At 69.5% G+C, this 18,714-nt stretch carries 18 protein-coding genes; 10 read left to right on the forward strand and 8 right to left on the reverse strand.

Annotation, left to right across the window (positions count from 1 at the left end):
• Window positions 1-12 precede the first annotated feature (12 nt).
• Entirely contained in the window at window positions 13-804 is a 792-nt protein-coding gene (locus P3H15_RS22425; RefSeq protein WP_346348795.1) for an IclR family transcriptional regulator, read from the reverse strand.
• Window positions 805-855: 51 nt separating this feature from the next.
• Here P3H15_RS22425 and P3H15_RS22430 point away from each other — a divergent pair, with 51 nt between their 5' ends.
• The 4 genes from P3H15_RS22430 to P3H15_RS22445 are packed head-to-tail and all read left to right on the forward strand — an operon-like array spanning window position 856 to window position 5,026.
• Window positions 856-1,866: a 2-dehydro-3-deoxygalactonokinase gene (locus P3H15_RS22430; protein WP_276139256.1), complete on the forward strand. Its 1,011-nt coding sequence runs from the start codon at window positions 856-858 to the stop codon at window positions 1,864-1,866.
• Window positions 1,863-2,489, forward strand: a complete 627-nt coding sequence (locus P3H15_RS22435) for a 2-dehydro-3-deoxy-6-phosphogalactonate aldolase (RefSeq protein ID WP_276139257.1) — start codon at window positions 1,863-1,865, stop codon at window positions 2,487-2,489. Before P3H15_RS22430 ends, P3H15_RS22435 begins: the two co-directional genes overlap by 4 nt.
• A gap of 54 nt (window positions 2,490-2,543) precedes the next feature.
• Window positions 2,544-3,692, forward strand: a complete 1,149-nt coding sequence (gene dgoD / locus P3H15_RS22440; RefSeq protein ID WP_276139258.1) for a galactonate dehydratase — start codon at window positions 2,544-2,546, stop codon at window positions 3,690-3,692.
• Between the two features lie 20 nt (window positions 3,693-3,712).
• The gene (locus tag P3H15_RS22445) at window positions 3,713-5,026 is read left to right on the forward strand and encodes an MFS transporter (RefSeq protein ID WP_276139259.1); all 1,314 of its coding nucleotides are present in this window, start codon (window positions 3,713-3,715) and stop codon (window positions 5,024-5,026) included.
• Window positions 5,027-5,085: 59 nt separating this feature from the next.
• On the opposite strand, the gene P3H15_RS22450 is transcribed toward P3H15_RS22445, so the two are convergent.
• The 3 genes from P3H15_RS22450 to P3H15_RS22460 form a co-directional block, all read right to left on the reverse strand.
• Window positions 5,086-6,003 (reverse strand): tetratricopeptide repeat protein, encoded by a 918-nt coding sequence (locus P3H15_RS22450; protein WP_276139260.1) that lies wholly within the window; start codon window positions 6,001-6,003, stop codon window positions 5,086-5,088.
• A 118-nt stretch (window positions 6,004-6,121) separates the two neighbouring features.
• Window positions 6,122-6,493: a DUF3817 domain-containing protein gene (locus P3H15_RS22455; protein WP_206012781.1), complete on the reverse strand. Its 372-nt coding sequence runs from the start codon at window positions 6,491-6,493 to the stop codon at window positions 6,122-6,124.
• Between the two features lie 63 nt (window positions 6,494-6,556).
• Window positions 6,557-7,750 carry an acetyl-CoA C-acetyltransferase gene (locus P3H15_RS22460; protein WP_276139261.1) on the reverse strand — a complete coding sequence of 398 codons (1,194 nt, stop codon included), beginning with the start codon at window positions 7,748-7,750 and terminating at the stop codon, window positions 6,557-6,559.
• 94 nt (window positions 7,751-7,844) lie between these two features.
• On the opposite strand from P3H15_RS22460, the gene mce reads away from it, so the two are divergent.
• Window positions 7,845-8,318: a methylmalonyl-CoA epimerase gene (gene mce / locus P3H15_RS22465; RefSeq protein ID WP_276139262.1), complete on the forward strand. Its 474-nt coding sequence runs from the start codon at window positions 7,845-7,847 to the stop codon at window positions 8,316-8,318.
• A gap of 68 nt (window positions 8,319-8,386) precedes the next feature.
• Window positions 8,387-9,487 carry a hypothetical protein gene (locus P3H15_RS22470; RefSeq protein WP_276139263.1) on the forward strand — a complete coding sequence of 367 codons (1,101 nt, stop codon included), beginning with the start codon at window positions 8,387-8,389 and terminating at the stop codon, window positions 9,485-9,487.
• Here the strand turns inward: P3H15_RS22470 and P3H15_RS22475 are convergent.
• Together P3H15_RS22475 and nucS are read right to left on the reverse strand one after the other, a co-directional pair.
• Complete coding sequence (locus P3H15_RS22475) at window positions 9,484-9,810, reverse strand: ATP/GTP-binding protein (RefSeq protein ID WP_276139264.1); 327 nt, start codon at window positions 9,808-9,810, stop codon at window positions 9,484-9,486. The two genes, P3H15_RS22470 and P3H15_RS22475, sit on opposite strands and share 4 nt — an antisense overlap.
• A gap of 17 nt (window positions 9,811-9,827) precedes the next feature.
• Window positions 9,828-10,502, reverse strand: a complete 675-nt coding sequence (gene nucS / locus P3H15_RS22480; RefSeq protein ID WP_043824264.1) for an endonuclease NucS — start codon at window positions 10,500-10,502, stop codon at window positions 9,828-9,830.
• Window positions 10,503-10,538: 36 nt separating this feature from the next.
• On the opposite strand from nucS, the gene P3H15_RS22485 reads away from it, so the two are divergent.
• Window positions 10,539-12,140, forward strand: a complete 1,602-nt coding sequence (locus P3H15_RS22485; RefSeq protein WP_276139265.1) for an adenylate/guanylate cyclase domain-containing protein — start codon at window positions 10,539-10,541, stop codon at window positions 12,138-12,140.
• Here P3H15_RS22485 and P3H15_RS22490 read toward each other — a convergent pair.
• Entirely contained in the window at window positions 12,087-12,869 is a 783-nt protein-coding gene (locus P3H15_RS22490; protein WP_276139266.1) for a TetR/AcrR family transcriptional regulator, read from the reverse strand. The genes P3H15_RS22485 and P3H15_RS22490 overlap by 54 nt on opposite strands.
• 89 nt (window positions 12,870-12,958) lie before the next feature.
• On the opposite strand from P3H15_RS22490, the gene P3H15_RS22495 reads away from it, so the two are divergent.
• Together P3H15_RS22495 and P3H15_RS22500 are read left to right on the forward strand one after the other, a co-directional pair.
• A complete protein-coding gene (locus tag P3H15_RS22495; protein ID WP_276139267.1) occupies window positions 12,959-15,760 on the forward strand; it encodes a DEAD/DEAH box helicase in 2,802 nt (933 codons plus the stop codon).
• Window positions 15,757-16,530, forward strand: coding sequence for an SWIM zinc finger family protein (locus P3H15_RS22500; RefSeq protein WP_276139268.1), 774 nt, complete (start codon window positions 15,757-15,759; stop codon window positions 16,528-16,530). The genes P3H15_RS22495 and P3H15_RS22500 overlap by 4 nt, the downstream gene beginning before the upstream one ends.
• Here the strand turns inward: P3H15_RS22500 and P3H15_RS22505 are convergent.
• Window positions 16,496-16,870 (reverse strand): UBP-type zinc finger domain-containing protein, encoded by a 375-nt coding sequence (locus tag P3H15_RS22505; RefSeq protein WP_072946961.1) that lies wholly within the window; start codon window positions 16,868-16,870, stop codon window positions 16,496-16,498. The genes P3H15_RS22500 and P3H15_RS22505 overlap by 35 nt on opposite strands.
• Window positions 16,871-17,011: 141 nt before the next feature.
• Here P3H15_RS22505 and P3H15_RS22510 point away from each other — a divergent pair, with 141 nt between their 5' ends.
• Window positions 17,012-18,631, forward strand: a complete 1,620-nt coding sequence (locus P3H15_RS22510; protein ID WP_276139269.1) for a CdaR family transcriptional regulator — start codon at window positions 17,012-17,014, stop codon at window positions 18,629-18,631.
• The last annotated feature ends 83 nt before the right edge of the window (window positions 18,632-18,714 follow it).

Below are 18,714 nucleotides of genomic sequence, written 5' to 3' on the forward strand. Positions count from 1 at the left end.
CCGGTCGCCGGCTCAGATCTCCCGGTAGCCGAGCGCCGCGGAGATCCGTCCGGCGGCCCGGCACACGACCGGCACGAGCCCGCGCATCCGCTCGTCGGGCATGTACGGGCTCGTGGCCGACACGCTGATCGCGCCGACGATCGCGCACGACGCGTCCCGCACCGGGGCCGCGACACAGCGGATTCCGGGTTCGTTGTCCTCGAGGTCCATGGCCGCTCCGATCCGCGCGTAGTCCTCCATCCGCTTGCGGAAGCCGGCCTGCCCTCCGTGTCCGCGCGCCAGTGGTCGCGGAGCCTGCGCGGCGTCGCTCTCGTACAGCGCATCCCAGCGCTCGGCCGAGTCGAGCAGCAGGGCCTTCCCGACCCCTGCGCGGGTCAGCGGCATGCGGTGACCGATGCGCGAGCGCATCTCGGCGCCGCGCGATCCGGGCAGCTTGTCCAGGTACAGCACCGAGCCACCGTCCTCGACCGCCAGGTGCACCGTGTCGTGCACGTGCGCCGACAACTCCTCGAGGATCGGGCGCGCGACCACGGGAAGCGGGTTGCCGTGGAGGGCCTTGAAACCGAGTTCGATCAGCGTCGGGCCGAGGGTGTAGCCGCGGCTTCCGCTGCGCAGATAGCCCTCGTGGACCAGCAACTGCACGAGCCGGTGCGCGGTGCTGCGCCCCAGCCCGGTGTGGTCGACGACCGCGCGGAGATCCTGCGCGCCGTCGGAGACGGCACGGATTACTGCGAGCCCCCGGGCCAGCGTCTGGGTGCCGGGGGGAATGTCGTTCGTCGGTTCGGCCACACCCCACTGTCCCACATATAGGGACCATGTTCGTCATTATGGGATTTGCATCCGATAGTAGTTCGCGTGATCCAGAACACCCCCGACACATCACCACCGCGCCTGATCGCCCTCGACTGGGGCACGTCTTCGCAGCGCGCCTGGCTCCTCGGCGACGGCGGCCGCATTCTGGACGTTCGCAGGCCCGATTTCGGACTGCTCGGCACCACCGGAGACGACCCGGAATCGCGCACCCGCGCCTACGAGGCCGCGTTCGCCGAGGCCTGTGGCGACTGGATCGCGGCCACCCCCGATCTCCCCGCGATCGCGTGCGGCATGGTGGGCAGCGCCCAGGGCTGGCGTGAAGCCGGCTACCTGACGACTCCGACCGATCTCGCCATCGGCGCCGGCGACCTGACGGCGGTCCCCCACCCCCGCGGAGTTCTGCACCTCGTGCCCGGCCTGCGCGTCGCGTCCGCCGCCGACGGTTCGGTGCCCGGCGACGTGATGAGGGGCGAGGAGACGCAGATCATCGGGGCCCTGGGCCTGCTCCCGCCGACCGACGGTCCGCGGACCGTCGTGCTCCCCGGAACGCACAGCAAGTGGGCACGCGTCGAGGATCGCAAGATCGTCTCGTTCGCCACGGCGATGTCCGGCGAGTTGTACGGCCTGGTGATGCAGCACGGCATCCTCGGCCGCACCGCAACCACCGGGGTGCGGGACGACGCCGCCTTCGGTCGCGGCCTCGCCTCGGGAACGTCGGCACCCTCGCGCGGATTGCCCGCGGAACTGTTCGGGGCACGGGCGCTGGTGCTCGACGGACTCCTCGATCCGGCGTCGCTTCCCGACTACGTCTCCGGCGTGATCATCGCCGACGAGGTCCGGCACCTCCTGCCCCACTACGACGCCGGACACCGGATCCTGCTGTGCGGAAACGCCGATCTCTGCCGACGCTATGCGGCGGGACTGCGCGTCCACGGCGTGGCCGCCGACATCGTCGCGGAGGAGGCGGCCGCGCAGGGTTTGTGGCGCGTGGCGATCGATGCGGGACTGCTCGACCCGGAACCATCCACGAATCCCGAGAAGGAGACCCTGTGAGTGCCTCTGCCACCACGACGACCACCGGATTGATCGCCATTCTGCGTGGCATCACCCCGGAGGAGGTCGTCGCAGTCGGTTCCGCCCTCGTCGACGCCGGTTTCACGACGATCGAGGTCCCCCTGAACTCCCCGCGGCCGTTCGACTCGATCGAGCGGTTGGCGACGGCCGTCGGCGACGTCTGCGTCGTGGGCGCCGGCACCGTCCTCAGCGTCGACGACGTGATCCGCTCCGAGGCGGCCGGTTCCCGGATCATCGTCTCCCCCAACAGCGACGTCGAGGTCATCAGCGCTGCCGTCGCCCGGAACCTGCACCCGTACCCGGGGGCGGCCACCCCCACCGAGGCGTTCAGCGCAGTGGGGGCGGGCGCGCGCAGCATCAAACTGTTCCCCGCCGACTCGGTCGGGACGGCCGGGATGCGGGCGTGGCGGGCCGTCCTGCCCGCGGACGTCGAACTGCTGCCCGTCGGCGGCGTCGACCGGACCAACCTCGCCGACTGGGCCGCCGCAGGCGCGGGCGGCGCGGGACTCGGCACCTGCCTCTACCGGCCCGGCGACAGCGCCGGCACCGTCCGCGACCGCGCCATCGCCTTGATGAACATCTGGTCGGCCGACGCCGCCTGAACCGACACCGACGACGACCGGGGCCACCACCACGGCCCCGCACAGGAGGACTCCATGAAGATCAAGTCACTCACCACGTACGCCGTGCCCCCGCGGTGGCTGTTCCTGCGGATCGAGACGGACGACGGCGTGGTCGGCTGGGGCGAGCCGGTGCTCGAGGGCAGGGCGGCGTCCGTCGCCGCCACGGTGGAGGAACTGTCCGACTACCTGATCGGGCAGGATCCGACGCAGATCGAGGATCTGTGGACGGTCATGTACCGGGCCGGGTTCTACCGCGGCGGCGGTATCCACATGAGTGCGCTGGCCGGCATCGACCAGGCCCTGTGGGACATCAAGGGCAAGGCCCTCGGCGTGCCGGCCTACGAACTCCTCGGCGGCCGGGTCCGGGACCGGATCAAGGTCTACTCCTGGATCGGCGGCGACCGCCCCGCGGACACCGCGAAGGCGGCGCGGGAGGTCGTCGACCGCGGGTTCACCGCGGTGAAGATGAACGGCACGGAGGAACTGCAGTACCTGGACTCCTGGGACAAGGTGGACCGGTGTCTCGCCAACGTCGCCGCCGTGCGCGACGCCGTGGGACCGAACATCGGCATCGGCGTCGATTTCCACGGCCGGGTGCACAAGCCGATGGCGAAGGTGCTGCTGAAGGAACTCGAACCGTACCGGCTGATGTTCGTCGAGGAGCCCGTGCTCTCCGAGCACGTGGACGGTTTCGTCGACGTGCTCCGGCAGTCGCCGATCCCGATCGCACTGGGTGAGAGATTGTTCTCCCGCTGGGATTTCAAGTCGGTTCTCGCTTCCGGGGCCGTCGACATCATCCAGCCCGACCCGTCGCATTGCGGCGGCATCACCGAGGCTCGGAAGATCGCGCACATGGCCGAGGCGTACGACGTGGCGCTCGCCCTGCACTGCCCGCTCGGGCCGATCGCACTGGCCACGTGCCTGCAGATCGACGCGGGCTGTTACAACGCGACCATCCAGGAACAGAGCCTCGGCATCCACTACAACACGTCGAACGATCTCCTCGACTACCTCGTCGACCCGTCCGTGTTCACGTACGCGGACGGTCAGGTCCGCATCCCGACCGGACCGGGCCTGGGCATCGAGGTGAACGAGGAGTACGTGATCGAACGAGCGGCCGAGGGCCACCGCTGGCGCAACCCGGTGTGGCGTCACAGCGACGGATCCTTCGCGGAGTGGTGAGGGCAGGAGTGGTGAGAGAGATGGTGCAGACCCAGAAGATCGGCCGCTCCACGTCGGTCGCGGCGCAGGCGTCGAAGGCGCGCGTCCTCATCGCGGTCATGCTGTTCGTGACCGTGGTCATCAACTACATGGACCGGGCGAATCTGTCGATCGCGATGCCCGCGATCGCGGACGAGATGGATCTCTCCAAGGCTCAGCAGGGTCTGCTGCTGTCCGCCTTCGGCTGGACGTACGCGGCGCTGCAGATCCCCGGCGGCTGGCTCGTCGACCGGATACCCCCGAGAGTGCTCTACCCCGCGTGCCTCATCCTGTGGTCGGTGGCGACCGCGTTCATGGGCGTCATCGGCGGATTCGTGGCGCTCATCGCGTTGCGACTGCTGGTCGGCGTGTTCGAGGCGCCCGCGTATCCGATCAACAACCGCGTCGCGACGGCCTGGTACCCCGAGCGCGAACGGGCGACGGTGATCGGCTTCTACACGTCCGGACAGTTCATCGGACTGGCCCTGCTCACCCCGTTCCTGTCCTGGCTGCAGTCCGTGCTGTCCTGGCACTGGGTGTTCATCGTGACCGGAACGGTCGGCGCGGTGTGGGGCGCCATCTGGTACGCGTTCTACCGCGAACCACGCGACTCCCGCGCGAACGACGCCGAGATCGACCTGATCCGAGACGGCGGCGGACTCGTCGACCTCGTGGACGAGCAGCAACCGGAACGGCCGGCCGTGACCCGCAACGACGTCGCGACGGTCCTCGGCAGGCGCAAGCTGTGGGGCATCTACCTGGGGCAGTTCTGCCTCACGTCGACGCTGTGGTTCTTCCTCACCTGGTTCCCCACCTACCTCGTCGAGTACCGGGGCATGGATTACATCAAGTCCGGATTCCTCGCGTCGCTGCCGTTCGTCGCGGCGCTCGTCGGTGTGCTGTTCTCCGGGGTGTTCTCGGACTTCCTGCTGCGCAAGGGGGTCTCTCTCGGAGTCGCCCGGAAGGGTCCGATCATCGTCGGACTGCTCTTGACCGTCGCGATGATCGGCGCGAACTTCACCGACTCGACCGCGATGGTGATCGTGTTCCTGTCCATCGCCTTCTTCGGCAACGGACTCGCGTCGATCACGTGGTCGCTGGTGTCGGCACTTGCACCGGAACGGCTGCTCGGGCTGACCGGCGGAATGTTCAACTTCATCGGCAACCTGTCGTCGATCGCCACGCCCATCGTCATCGGGTTGCTCGTCACCGACGACAGTTTCGCTCCGGGATTCGTCTACATGACCGTGGTGACCGCGGTCGGGATCGCGTCCTACGTCCTTCTGGTCGGACGGGTGGAGCGCGTTCGCAGCTGATCGCCGTCGGGGTCGGGGCGACCGGGGTGAGCGCCGGAAGCACTCACCCCGGTTCCTCGTCAGTACAGTGCCGCGGCGAGTTTACGGCGCGCGGTCATGACGACCGGCTCGGCCGGGTCGAACAGTTCGAACAATTCCAGCAGACGCGTCCGAACCCGGGTCTTGTCGTCGCCGGCACTGCGGGCAACGACACCGATGAGGCGGGCGAACGCGGCGTCGGGCGCCTGGGAGTAGAGCTCCACGTCCGCCGCCTGCAACTGGGCGTCGATGTCGGCGGGGGCGGCGTCCGCCGCGGCGACGGCACCGGGATCGACGGACTGCACGCGGGCGAGGAAACGTACCTGGCGGATCGCGCCCTGCGCCTCCGCGTTGCCCGGTTCCGCGTCGAGGATCTTCTGGAACTCGGCTTCGGCTGCGACCAGGTCGCCCCCGTCGAGTGCCGCCTCGGCCGCGACGAAGCGCGGGTCCTCCGGCTCGGGCTCGTCCGCGTCGCCGTTGCCGGCAGGGGGTCCGGACAGTTTTCCAGCGGTCGCCTGCTGGACCGCGGCGAGCCACTGACGCAGTTGCGGTTCGGGCTGTGCACCCTGGAAGTCGGCGAGCGGTTGGCCGCCGGCGATGGCGACGACGGTCGGGACGGACTGGACGCCGAAGGCCTGCGCGATGCGCGGGTTGGCGTCGACGTCGACCTTGGCGAGCACCCAGGTGCCACCGGCCTCGTGTGCCAGCTTCTCGAGCAGGGGTGAGAGTTGTTTGCACGGCTCGCACCAGGTGGCCCACAGGTCCACGACGACCGGGACCTGCTGGGACCGGACGAGGACCTCCGCCTCGAACGTCGCCTCGGTGACGTCGATGACGGGTGCGAGGCCGGTGCCGCCGGGGGCGGCCGGGGCGGCGCCGTCCCCGGCGGGTGCGGGCGCAGGCGGGGGCGGAGCGGCCGCACGCTCCTTGAGGGCGGAGAGATCGACTGCTCCGCTCATGGCTGCGGCCACTGCTGAGGAACGCGCTGACGGACGAGAACCTGGTCGAGTCACGTCCACCAGTTTGTCACGATTCGAGCGCGCGCCGGAATGCGGGCCGTGCCTACCGCGGACTCGGTCAGACGAGCGACGGTTCGCTCTTCGCCTCGCCGGTCCGGGACAGTTCGGCCATGCGGCCGGTGCGGGCCGCCCAGACCTCGAACACGACGGTGCCGAACGGCGGGACGCTGGCGACGAGCGCCCAGAAGACGGTGACCAGGTTCCAGCTCAGCTTGCGCGCGGTCCACAGCGAGACGAGCAGGTACAGGACGAAGACGCCGCCGTGGATCGGGCCGAAGATCTTCACGCCGATCTCGTTGCCGTCGGCGGGCAGGTACTTGAAGGCCATGCCGATGAGGAGGCCGAGCCAGGTGAATGCCTCCAGAATTGCGACAAATCGGAAGCGCTTGGCCGTGGTGCTGAGATCGAAGACGTTCGCCATGCCGACCATTGTGCCCGACCATCTACGACGGTCCGTAGTGGTGTGAGGCACACCACCACGGACCGTCGTCTGTCAAGCCTTGGGGACGCGGACGATCAGGGCGTCACCCTGACCGCCTCCACCGCACAGTGCCGCCGCGCCCACGCCGCCGCCGCGACGGCGCAACTCGAGTGCCAGATGTAGTGCGATCCGCGCACCCGACATCCCCAGCGGATGCCCCATCGCGATCGCGCCGCCGTTGACGTTCACGATTTCCGGATCCAGGCCCAGCTCACGCGTCGACGCGATCCCGACGGCAGCGAAGGCCTCGTTGATCTCCACCAGGTCCAGGTCCTTCGGGTCGATCCCTTCCTTGGCGCACGCCTTCGCGATGGCCCGCGCCGGCTGGGACTGGAGCGTCGAATCCGGGCCCGCCACCACCCCGTGCGCCCCGATCTCCGCAATCCAGGACAGCCCCAGCTCCTGAGCCTTCGCCTTGCTCATCACGACGACGGCGGCCGCGCCGTCCGAGATCTGCGACGCCGACCCGGCGGTGACGGTGCCGTCCTTGCTGAACGCCGGCCGCAACCTGGCCAGCGACTCGGCGGTCGTATCGCCCCGCACGCCCTCGTCGGAGCCGACGAGCACGGGATCGCCCTTGCGCTGCGGCACCGGAACCGGCACGACCTCGTCGTCGAAGACACCGTCCTTCCAGGCGCGCGCCGCCTTCTGGTGCGACGCCGCCGCGAACGCGTCCTGCTCCTCCCGGCTGATCCGCTGCCCGTCCTCCGCGTTCTTCGCCTCCGTCAGGCTGCCCATCGCCTGATCGGTGAAGATGTCGTACAACCCGTCGAACGCCATGTGGTCGCGCATCGTGACGTCGCCGTACTTGAACCCCTCCCGCGACTTCTCCAGCAGGTGCGGGGCACGCGACATCGACTCCTGGCCGCCGGCGACGACGACGTCGAACTCGCCGGCCCGGATCAGCTGGTCCGCCAACGCGATCGCGTCGATCCCCGACAGGCACACCTTGTTGATCGTCAGCGCAGGCACGTCCATCCCGATCCCGGCGGCCACGGCGGCCTGCCGCGCCGGGATCTGACCGGCCCCCGCCGTGAGCACCTGGCCCATGATCACGTACTCGACCTGTTCGGGGGCGACGCCCGCCTTCTCCAGCGCACCGCGAATCGCCACCCCACCCAGATCGGAACCCGACACATCCTTCAACGAACCCAGCAACCGGCCCATCGGGGTCCGGGCTCCGGCGACGATCACAGAACTGGTCACGATTTCCTCCGTGTGAGACGAATGGGCGGGTGCCGGGCGACGGAAGTCACATCCCGACGAGAACTACCGAAACGGTAGCGCTAACGTCGGGACCATGACACAGTCCTCCCCCACCCAGTCCACGTCGCCGCTGTCCTCGGATCTGGTGACCGCCATCGACCACGTCGGCATCGCCGTTCCCGACCTCGACGCCGCCATCGCGTGGTACTCCGAGCACCTCGGCATGGTGTCGACACACGAAGAGGTGAACGAGGAGCAGGGCGTGCGCGAAGCGATGCTGAGCGTCGTCGGCGCTCCCGCGGGCAGCACCGCGCTACAGCTTCTCGCGCCGTTGAACGAGAACTCGACCATCGCCAAGTTCATCGATCGCAGCGGTCCCGGTCTCCAGCAGTTGGCGTACCGCGTCACCGACATCGACGCCATCTCCGCGCAGTTGCGCGAGCGCGGCGTCCGGCTGCTGTACGACGCACCCCGCCGCGGAACCGCCGACTCGCGCATCAACTTCGTCCACCCGAAGGACGCGGGCGGAGTTCTCGTCGAGCTGGTCGAACCGTCGGCGGCCCACTAGAGCTGTGACCGGCCGCCGGGTACCAGGCGCAGAGACAAGTTCTACTTTGCCCAGGTAGATTGGCGGCCATGGTAAACGAGCAGGACCGTGGTTCGATCCCCCTTCCCTTCTCCACCGTGCGTAAGGGATTCGACCGGGACGAGGTACGCAACTACTTCGAGCGATTCGACGCCGAGCTCCGCGTCACTGCCGCCGACCGCGACGCCGCGGCGGCGCAGGCGCGGGACCTCGCCAAGCAACTCGACGACGCGCGGGACGAGATCGACGATCTCCGCAAGGACGTCGACCGCCTGTCGGTTCCGCCGACCACCGCGGAGGGAATGAGCGACCGCATCTCGCGCATGCTCCGGCTCGCGTCGGACGAGGCGTCCGAGGTGCGCGCGAAGGCCGAGGCCGACGCCGCCGAGACGATCTCCGTCGCCGAGCAGGAGGGCGCGCAGCTCCGCGGCCAGTACGAGTCGCTGGTCGCGGAACTCGAAGACCGCCGCAGCGCGCTCGAGATTCAGCACGAGCAGACCATGGCGAAGGCCCGCACGGAGGCGGCGAAGATCGTCGAGGCCGCGCAGTCCGAGCGCGATCGCCTCGCCGCCGAGGCCGAACTGCGTCGCTCGCAGGTTCAGGAAGACTTCGACCTCTCGATGTCCGAGCGCCGCCAGAAGACGATCACGGCGGTGAACGAGCTCGAGTCCACCAGCAAGGCCGAGGCACAGCGCCGTCTCGCGGACGCCACGCACGAGGCGGAGCGCAGGCTGCAGGCGGCCACCGACCAGTCGGAGCGCAAGATCGCCCACGCCAAGGAACTCGCGGAAGAGCTTCGCGTGCTCCGCGGCCGGATCCTGGCGCAGCTCTTGGGCATTCGAGGGCAGCTCGATTCGGTTCCCGCCATGTTGGCGTCGGTCAACCGGGAGAGTGAACTCCTGGACGCGCAGCCCGACACCGCGGCGTCGAATTCCGAGAAGCGCCCGAACGAGAACCCGAACAGCCAGTCGGCACCGAACGGCGCAGCGGACCGCAAGACCGAGTCGGGCGAGTCCGGGTCGAACGCGTCAGGGAAGAAGTCCGGGGACGAGACGGACAACTCGGACGAGGACACCGCGGTGCTCTCCACCGTCGAGAAGACCCCGGCGAACCGGCCTGCGGGTCAGCGAACGGTGAAGACCGGAAGCTAGGACCACCTGCGGGTGAGGCCCCGGGTGCTGCGTCCCGACCAGCACCCGGTGTGCCAGTGCCGCCGGTCCTCGGCTCCGCCGTAGTCGGCGGGCCAGGTGACGAGGTGGGCGACACCGGGCCGGATGTCGTGATCGCAGCCCGGGCACCGGTACGACTTGGTCGCCCGGGCCCCGGGGATGGTGCGGACGATGTAGCTCTCGTCCGCGTCGCCCGCGGGACCGGATTCCTGACGCATCAGCGCACTGCCGAACAGCGAGCCCTCGGAATTGTCCGGGGGCGCACTGCGGCGCGGGTTCTTCCGCTGCGGTTTACGACGGGGCACGGGTTCAGCCTAGGCCTTCAGAAGAGCCGGAACTCGGTGCTCTCGGTGCCGCGCAGCGCTTCGTAGTCGAGCACCAGGCACCGGATTCCGCGGTCGGTGGCAAGGGTTTTGGCCTGCGGCTTGATCTGCTGGGCGGCGAAGACGCCGCTCACCGGCGCGAGCAGCGGATCGCGGTTGAGCAGTTCGAGGTACCGCGTGAGTTGCTCGACACCGTCGATGTCGCCGCGGCGCTTGATCTCCACGGCGACGGACGCGCCGTCAGCGTTCCGGCACAGCAGGTCGACCGGACCGATCGCCGTCATGTATTCACGCCGGACCAATGTGTAGCCGTTGCCGAGCGTTTCCACGTGTTCGGCGAGCAACTCCTGCAGGTGCGCTTCGACACCGTCCTTGACGAGCCCGGGATCGACGCCGAGTTCGTGCCGGGAGTCGTGCTCGATCTCCTCGATCGTGATCCGCAGTTCCTCACCGGCCTTGTTGGTCACGACCCACAGGGCTTCGGCGTCCTCGACCGAGTCCTCGACGAGCCAGCAGGGCGGGCTCATCCAGTTCAGGGGTTTATAGGCGCGGTCGTCGGCGTGGATGCTCACGGAACCGTCGGCCTTGATCAACAACAGGCGACGAGCGGTGGGCAGATGTGCCGTCAAACGGCCTACGTAGTCGACTCGGCATCTGGCAATCACTAGGCGCACCCGCCCACCCTAAGGGATCGTGCCGACTAGTCTCGAATGACTATGCTCAGCCCTCGCCGATCCGTCGCCCCGCTGGGGTCGTGGTTGCTGGGATCGCCGGACGAGAGTCCCCGCCGGCGCCGCATCCGTGTCCAGTTGCTGCTGACCGCGCCGCTGGTGTTCACGAATCTCGTCGGTGCGGTGATCACCTGCCTGCTCATCAGCGTCGTCGTCCCCGGGCCGAGTGTGTGGGCGAGCGAGTTCGCGATCGCCAACTTCGTCGCAGTGCCGGTGTTCGTGCTGTCCGCGGTGCTGATCGGCGTGACCTGGGGCACCAAGCGCCTGGTGTCGGATCTGCGATGGGCAACGGAGGACGACGTGCCCACCGAACACGACCGGTCGGCGGCGTTCCGCGCCCCGTGGCGCCTGACCCGGGTCCAGGCGGCACTGTGGGGCATCGGGTTGGTCTTCTTCACGACGCTGTACGGCCTCATCGATCCCCAGACCATCCCGAAGGTCGCGTTCACGATCGCGATGGCCGGCATCACGGTGTGTGCGTTCTGCTACCTGCTGACGGAGTTCGCGCTCCGTCCCATCGCCGCCCGCGCACTCGGATCGGACGGACCGCAACCCCGCCGCACGCTCGGCATCACCGGCCGCACGGCGCTGGCGTGGATCCTCGGGACGGGCGTTCCCGTGCTGGGCCTGATGCTCATCGCGATCTTCAGCTTCCTCCGTCCGGCGAGCCCGACCAGCCTCGCGGTGTCGATCCTCGCGCTCGGTGGTGTGATCCTGCTGTTCGGTCTGCTGCTGGTGGTGATCAGTGTGCGCGCCACCGAGGCGCCCATCCGCTCGGTGGCGCAGGGCATGGCGAAGGTGGCCGACGGCGATCTCGATGCCGAGGTCGTCGTGTACGACGGCACCGAACTCGGCGCGCTGCAGACCGGGTTCAACCGCATGGTCGAGGGACTGCGCGAACGTGAGCGGATCCGCGACCTCTTCGGGCGGCACGTCGGGCAGGACGTGGCGTCGCAGGCGCTTCGGCACAACCCCGAACTCGGCGGGGAGGAACGCGACGTGGCGGTGCTGTTCGTCGACATCATCGGGTCCACCACGATCGCGGCCACCCGGTCTCCGGCGGAGGTCGTGGATCTGCTCAACCGGTTCTTCAACGTCGTCGTCGACGAGGTCGACCGGCGGGGCGGGTTCGTCAACAAGTTCGAAGGCGACGCCGCGCTGGCCATCTTCGGGGCACCGATGGCGCTCGACGACCACACCGGTGCGGCCCTGTCCGCCGCTCGGGTCCTGCGCGGACGGCTCACCGCCGAGGTACCGGAATGCGACGCGGGAATCGGGGTGGCGGCCGGTCGCGCCGTGGCCGGAAACATCGGCGCCCACGAACGTTTCGAGTACACGGTGATCGGCGATCCGGTCAACGAGGCGGCGCGGTTGTCCGAGCTCGCCAAGAATGTTCCCGGGCGCGTCGTCGCGTCCGAGCGGGCGATCGCCGCGGCCTCCGAGGACGAAGGCACGCGGTGGCAATGCACCGACACCGTCACCCTGCGCGGACGTCTCGAACCGACCACGCTGGCCGTTCCCGCCGAACTACTCCCCGCCGGATCCGCCGCCGACGATGAGGGCGCCGACTCCGTCGAGTAGCCGGGCGAGCCCGAATTCGAAGGCGTGCGCGGGCGAGAACGCGGCGTTGTGGTGCTCCCCCGCCGTGGCCCCGACCCGGGCGGCGAGCGGAAACCGCTCGGGGTCGAAGACCTTCTCGAAGTGCGGCGCGACGCTCTGCCACCACTCGCTGTCCGCCTCACCCCGGGCGGCGAGCGCGGCCGCGTCCACCGCCGCCCGCGCCGCGCCGGCGACGAAACTGTCGAGGAGTGTGACGACGGAGTCCATGTCGAGGTCCGGCAGTCCCAGTCCCTCGACCGCGCGCAGTTCCCGCTCGTACTTGGCCATCCCGCCGGGCCCGAGGACCGGCCGGCTCAGCGCAACGACTCCGAGCATCCACGGGTGTGCGCACAGCAGTTGGAAATAGTCGTGCGCGGCGGCCGTGAGACGCTCCCGCCACCCCGCGTCGGTGTCGTCGCCCGGTTCGAGCGTGGACAGCGCCCGGTCGAGCATCACCTCGACCAGTTCCGTCTTTCCTGGAACGTGCGTGTACAGCGACATCGCCCCGACGCCGAGTTCGGCCGCGAGCCGGCGCATCGAGACGGCGTCCAGCCCCTCCGCATCCGCGACGGAGACGGCCGCCTCGACGATCCGGTCGAGGGTCAGGCCGGGTTTGCCGTTGCGGGGACGCGAGATCGGCGTGCTGCCGCCACCCCACAGCAACTCCATGGTGCGGGCGGGGTCGCCCTCCGGTGTCGCGCTTCTGCCCATGCCGAGATCTTCCCACGGCGCCCGGGAACAATTCCGCGCGCCGCGTCGTTGACGTACGGCGTACCGTAAACCCGGCGAAAGGCGCAGTAGTGACAGCAGAGCCCACCCTCGCCGGCTGCGCGGCCACCTTCGTCCCCGCCGATCCTCCCCGCGACTCCCGCCTGGTGTTCTGGAGCGATTCACCGGACGGGCGGCAGCCACCGAGTGCCGATTCCCGCACCCGGATCTTCACCGGCAGAGAGGTGAACAGCGTTCCGACGCAGAATGTTTCCCTCGCCGACGCGCTGCCGATGCTGCTGTCGCCGGCGCCGGGCGACACGGCGCACCGATCGGTCGCGTTCTGGGCCGCCGCCGCCCGCACCGCCGTCGGATACCTCGAGGCGGGCAAGGTCCTGCCCTCGGTCACACCGCGCGGCCGCGACGTCTGGCGGCTCGGCGCCCTCGACGACGAGGACACATCGCACCTGCGTCTGCTGGCCGCCGCGCTCCCGCCGGAAGCCCGCGCGATCCCGCTCGGGGATCGGCGCGCCGAAGGAGTTCGCCTCCCCGCCGCCGTGGACGTTCTGCGCGACTTCCTCACCGCGGTCGTCGACACCGTCCCGCGACTCGGCTCGCCCGCCGACGCCGGCCCCTACCTGGCCTGGGATGCCGAACCCTCCCCGGAACTGCAGACGTGGGCGGACGCCCTGGCACCCGCGGCGATCGCACTGTCGTTGCGGATCGACCCCGTCGACCCCGGCGCGATCGATCTGTCGGACAGCGAGTTCGACGCCACGGTCCAGGTGCACGGTGTCGCGCGGCCCGGAGTGGTGTGCGACGCCGTCGACCTGTGGCGGCATCCGGCGCTCGCCGAGTCCGCGTTCGCCGCCGACCCGCGGATCGAGGTTCTCGGCGCCCTCCGCCGCGCGGCCCAGGACTGGGCGCCTCTCGAAGATCTGCTGCGGGCGGAGGCGCCGCACCGCATCCGGCTCGAGGACGACGACCTTGCCTCCCTCGCCGGGGACGCCGGCCGTCGGCTGCGCGAGCGGGGCGTCCAGATCCATTGGCCGCGCGCACTGGTCGCCCAGACGTCGACCCGCATCATCCTCGGCGACCCCGGATCTCGGGAGGGCGCAGCCGCTTTCGGCGGCGACCGTGCCTTCGACTTCGACTGGCGCGTCGCGGTGGGCGAAGACGTGCTCACGCGGAAGGAGATGGAAGAGCTCGCGTCGGCGAAGCGGGCAGTCGTGAAACTCCGCAACCGGTACGTCGTCGCGGACGCGGAGACGATACGAAAGACCCTCCTGCGACGGACCGGAACCATGACGGCCGTCGAGGCCCTTCGGGCCGCGCTGACCGGCCGGGCCAGTCGCGGCGAGGACGACGTCCGCGTCGACTCCTACGGGGCGGCCGCCGCGGTGGCGCGGGAGCTGTCGGACGGGGATCCTGAGGCCGTGCCGGTCCCCGCCGCCCTGCGCGCACAATTGCGGGACTACCAGCTGACCGGCTTCCGCTGGCTCGCCGGGCTCACGTCACGGGGCCTGGGCGCCTGCCTCGCCGACGACATGGGCCTGGGAAAGACGTTGACCCTCATCGCGCTTCACCTGCACCGGCAGCAAGACCCGGACACGGCAGGACCCACGCTCGTGGTCTGTCCCGCATCCCTGCTGGGGAACTGGCGGCGGGAGATCGAGCGTTTCGCACCGGGCACCGGTGTCCTCGTCCACCACGGTCCGGGCCGCCGGCCTCCCGGTGAGACGGTCGCGGACGGCAGCGACACCGTCGTGCTCACCACGTACGCGACGATGCGGCTCGATTGCGACATTCTCGCCGGGACGACGTGGGGCCTGGTCGTCGCGGACGAGGCCCAGCATCTGAAGAACCGGTCCGCTGCCGTGACGCGGGCGCTGCGCACCATTCAGGGACAGGCGCGCGTCGCCCTCACCGGCACGCCGGTGGAGAATCGGCTCAGCGACCTCTGGTCGATCCTCGACGGCGTCACCCCGGGTCTCCTCGGCCCCTACGCGCAGTTCCGGCGCCGCTACGATGACTCGGCCGACGAGGACACGCCCAACCGCGCGCCGGAGTTGGCGGCGTTGATCTCACCGTTCGTCCTCCGGCGCAGGAAGTCGGATCCGGGGATCGCCCCCGAGCTTCCGCCGAAGACGGAGATCGACCTCGACGTCACTCTCACCCCGGAGCAGGCCGGCATGTACGAGGCGCTCGTCCGCGAGGCCATGGAGCGGATCGAGACGAGCGAGGGTATCGGGAGGCGCGGCAGCATCGTGTCGCTGCTGACCGGTCTGAAGCAGATCTGCAATCACCCCGCCCAGTACCTCGGCCAGGAGCACGCCGCGCTCACCGGCCGTTCGCACAAGATCGGTCTGCTCGACGAGCTGATCGACACCAACCTGTCGGAGGGCGGGCGTTCCCTCGTGTTCACCCACTTCACCACGATGGGACGACTTCTGCGACGGCACCTGACGACGCGCGGGGTAGCGTGCGAGTTCCTGCACGGAGGCACGTCCGTCGCGGCCCGGGAGGACCTCGTCGAACGCTTCCAGAACGGCGACGTCCCCGTCCTGATCCTGTCCCTCAAAGCCGCAGGCACCGGGCTGAACCTCACCCGGGCCGATCACGTCGTCCACTTCGACCGCTGGTGGAACCCGGCGGTCGAGGACCAGGCCACCGATCGTGCGTACCGCATCGGCCAGACCCACCCGGTTGTCGTGCACCGGCTCGTCACCGCGGGAACCATCGAGGAACGCATAGCCGCCATGCTCGCGTCCAAGCGGCAACTCGCCGACTCGGTTCTGTCGCACGGAGCCGACGCCTTCACCGAGCTGACCGACGGCGAACTCGCCCGGCTGGTGGCCCTGAGCCCCGACTACGACTTGGGGGGTGACCTGTGACCGACGCCGTCACACATCCCCGCTTCCCCGCGCAGAAGGGCCGCCGCACGCGCGGCAGGACCTGGTGGGCGCAACGCTGGGTCGACGACGTCGAACAGGCCGCGCTCGACTCGGACACGCTGAAACGCGGACGCGCCTATGCCCGTGGCGGACTGGTCGGTCCGCTCACGTTCGCGGCGGGGCTCGTCTCCGCGGACGTTCACACCGACGACGAGAGCCTGCACGTGCGGATCCGGGTGGACCCGCTCGACGAGCGCCAGTGGGGCGAGGTGCTCGCGACTCTCGCGTCGCGGAGCGGTCACGTCGCCCAGTTGTCGAGTGGGACGCTCCCCCGCGAACTCGACGAGGATCTCGCGGCCGTCGACGTGTCACTGATTCCGTCGATGTTCGACGCCGACGCGACCTGCACCTGCGAGGAGTGGGACGTGCCGTGCCGCCACGCCGCCGCGGTGCTGTATCAGGCCGCGTGGGTCCTCGACGACGACCCGCTGCTGTTCTTCCTGCTGCGCGGACGCGAGGGGCAGGAGGTTCTGCAACGCAGGCACGGCGCGCACCCGGAGACGTCCCGGTCGTCCTTCGACGATGCCTGCGTCCCGGTGCCGGCAACGGATGCCTACGCCGCTGTGCCCGGACCGCTTCCGGCACCGCCGCGCCCCGGCGGAAGCCCGGTGCGGCCATGCTGGCTGGACGGCGCTCCCCCCGAAGTTCGGGCCGACGCCGTCTGGTCTGCGGTCGTCACTGCGATTTCGCGATACGGAGACCGTGTCTGAGGTCGTCCGCCGGCCCGGGCACCAGGCTGGGTGCGACCACCCGGGCGCCGGTCGCCGGATACGGCGTGCAGATCTGGACGTCGTGCACGAAGCACCAGCGCCAGTTGTCCCCCGCATGGAGCGACTGGACGATCGGATGACCGCTGCGTTCCGCGTGATGTCGCGCGTGGCGCATCGGTGATCCGTCACTGCATCCGACATAGCCGCACGTCAGGCACAACATCAGGTGCTCCCAGCGGGTACCGAGTGCGAGACAGCCCTCGCACCCGTCCGACGTGTGCGCGACGACATCGCGAATCATGTTCAGATCGGGATCGTGCCAATTATTGGATTGGGTCATAAGTGCCACCCCTCAGTTACCAAGATTGGCGGCTGATCCGTCTCGCCACCTGGTCACCGCGGAACGAAAGAATCCCCCGAAATCCGGCACCACTGGACAGCGTCCCGGTTTCGACGGCGCAAAACGGGGTAGTTCCATGCCATGGATCTGGATGCAGCCCCAGACCCGAGGGTGGATCACACCCCGCGGGCCACGAACCTGTCGGCGGTGCTGGCCGTGACCGCACACATGCACGACTGCGGGAATCGGGACGAGATCCTGTCCCTGCTCGCCGAAGCCCTCCCCGAACTCGGCCCCTTTTCGGTCGAACCCGTGACCGTCCTGACGGGCGAAGTCCCCGACGACGACGTCTGGCGGCACCGCGTGTTGCTCGACGATTCGTGGTCCCGGCCGGTGTCGCTGACACTGCGGGCCGACTACCCGCCGACGCCGGTGCAGGCGACGCTCCTCGAGTTGTTGATTCAGCACACGGGGTCTGCCCTGCGCGCCGCGTCGCTCCGCTCCCGGGCCGCCACCCAGGAACGCCAACTGCGCGAGGCCACGGACGAGATCACCGCGGTCGGCACGAGAGCCGCGCGGCTCGAGGAGGAAGCGAAGATCCACAGCACGTTCGGGCGACTCGCCGCGACCGGCGCCGAGGAGACCGCCATCGCCGAGACCCTCCACGAGGTGACCGGACTCGCCGTCGGTATCGAGGACGCGTTCGGCAATCTTCGTGTGTGGTCCGGCCCGGACGCGTCCGGGCCGGCGCCCCGGTACCGCAAGGTCGGTGGCGGGAACCGGGTCGACGTCCTGCGCCGGGCCGCGATGGAGGGTCGGCCGCTGCGGGACGACAACCGGATCGTGCAGGTAGTCCGGCCCGGCCGGACACTTCTCGGTGTCCTGTACCTGTCCGACCCGGATCACCGCGCCACCGATCTCGACACCTTCGCACTCGAGCATGCCGGGACGATGCTCGCCGTCGAGATGGCACACCGCAGATCGCTCGCCGAGACGGAGGCACGGCTGAGCCGCGACCTGGGTGCCGACCTACTGGCCGGCACCGACGACGACAGCGCCTACTCGCGGGCCGACGCGCTCGGCTACGACCTGCACACACCGCAACGCGTCCTGGTCGTCCAGTGGGGTCCCGACACATCCGTCGAGTCCGTCGCCGAGGCGTTCCGTCGTCACCTGACGGCCACCGACTCGTCAGCCCTCCTCGTTCACGGCAACGAGCACCGAACCGGCGTCCTCGCCGCAGTGATGGACGCCAAGACGGAAGTGAACACCGTCTTCTCGGCGTTGGAGAAGTCGCTCGGCCCCGCCGTCGGTGTGGTCGGGGTCGGATCCGAATGCACCTCTCCCAGCACCCTCCGCGACTCGTACACCCACGCGATGCGCGCCCTCGAAATACGAAAGCAGTCGAACTCGCCCCGCGGTGTGGCACAGTTCGACGAACTCGGCGTCTACCGCATTCTCGACTCGCACAGCAGCACCGGAGATGTCGAGGCGTTCGTGCAGGAATGGCTGGGTCCCCTGCTCGACTACGACCGGCAGCACCGCAGCACGATGACGGCCACCCTCGCCCAATACCTCGAATGCGGCGGCAAGTACGACGAGACCGCGCAAGCCCTCAGGATCCACCGCAGCACCCTGCGGTACCGGATGTCCCGCATCCACGAACTGACCGGGCGTGATCTCCGCAGTGTCGACACACGCCTGAATCTCCATCTGGCGTCACGGGCGCTGCAGGTCCTGGCCGGCGGTGCACCGGGGTGAAAAGGTGTGCGCGGCAACGGCTGCCGTCGGCGAAAGTGTTGTGGAATGCCGAAAGCCCCCCAACAAGGTTGGGGGGCTTTCGG

Source organism: Rhodococcus sp. T2V, assembly GCF_029269925.1.
GTDB classification, from domain to species: domain Bacteria; phylum Actinomycetota; class Actinomycetes; order Mycobacteriales; family Mycobacteriaceae; genus Rhodococcus_F; species Rhodococcus_F koreensis.

Excerpts from the sequence above, each read along its gene's own strand:
- P3H15_RS22470 (WP_276139263.1), top strand. The coding sequence starts at position 8,387 with ATGGTAAACGAGCAGGACCGTGGTTCGATCCCCCTTCCCTTCTCCACC.
- P3H15_RS22505 (WP_072946961.1), bottom strand. The coding sequence starts at position 16,870 with ATGACCCAATCCAATAATTGGCACGATCCCGATCTGAACATGATTCGC.
- P3H15_RS22490 (WP_276139266.1), bottom strand. The coding sequence starts at position 12,869 with ATGGGCAGAAGCGCGACACCGGAGGGCGACCCCGCCCGCACCATGGAG.
- mce (WP_276139262.1), top strand. The coding sequence starts at position 7,845 with ATGACACAGTCCTCCCCCACCCAGTCCACGTCGCCGCTGTCCTCGGAT.
- P3H15_RS22485 (WP_276139265.1), top strand. The coding sequence starts at position 10,539 with ATGACTATGCTCAGCCCTCGCCGATCCGTCGCCCCGCTGGGGTCGTGG.
- P3H15_RS22510 (WP_276139269.1), top strand. The coding sequence starts at position 17,012 with ATGGATCTGGATGCAGCCCCAGACCCGAGGGTGGATCACACCCCGCGG.
- P3H15_RS22445 (WP_276139259.1), top strand. The coding sequence starts at position 3,713 with ATGGTGCAGACCCAGAAGATCGGCCGCTCCACGTCGGTCGCGGCGCAG.
- dgoD (WP_276139258.1), top strand. The coding sequence starts at position 2,544 with ATGAAGATCAAGTCACTCACCACGTACGCCGTGCCCCCGCGGTGGCTG.
- P3H15_RS22455 (WP_206012781.1), bottom strand. The coding sequence starts at position 6,493 with ATGGTCGGCATGGCGAACGTCTTCGATCTCAGCACCACGGCCAAGCGC.
- P3H15_RS22450 (WP_276139260.1), bottom strand. The coding sequence starts at position 6,003 with ATGAGCGGAGCAGTCGATCTCTCCGCCCTCAAGGAGCGTGCGGCCGCT.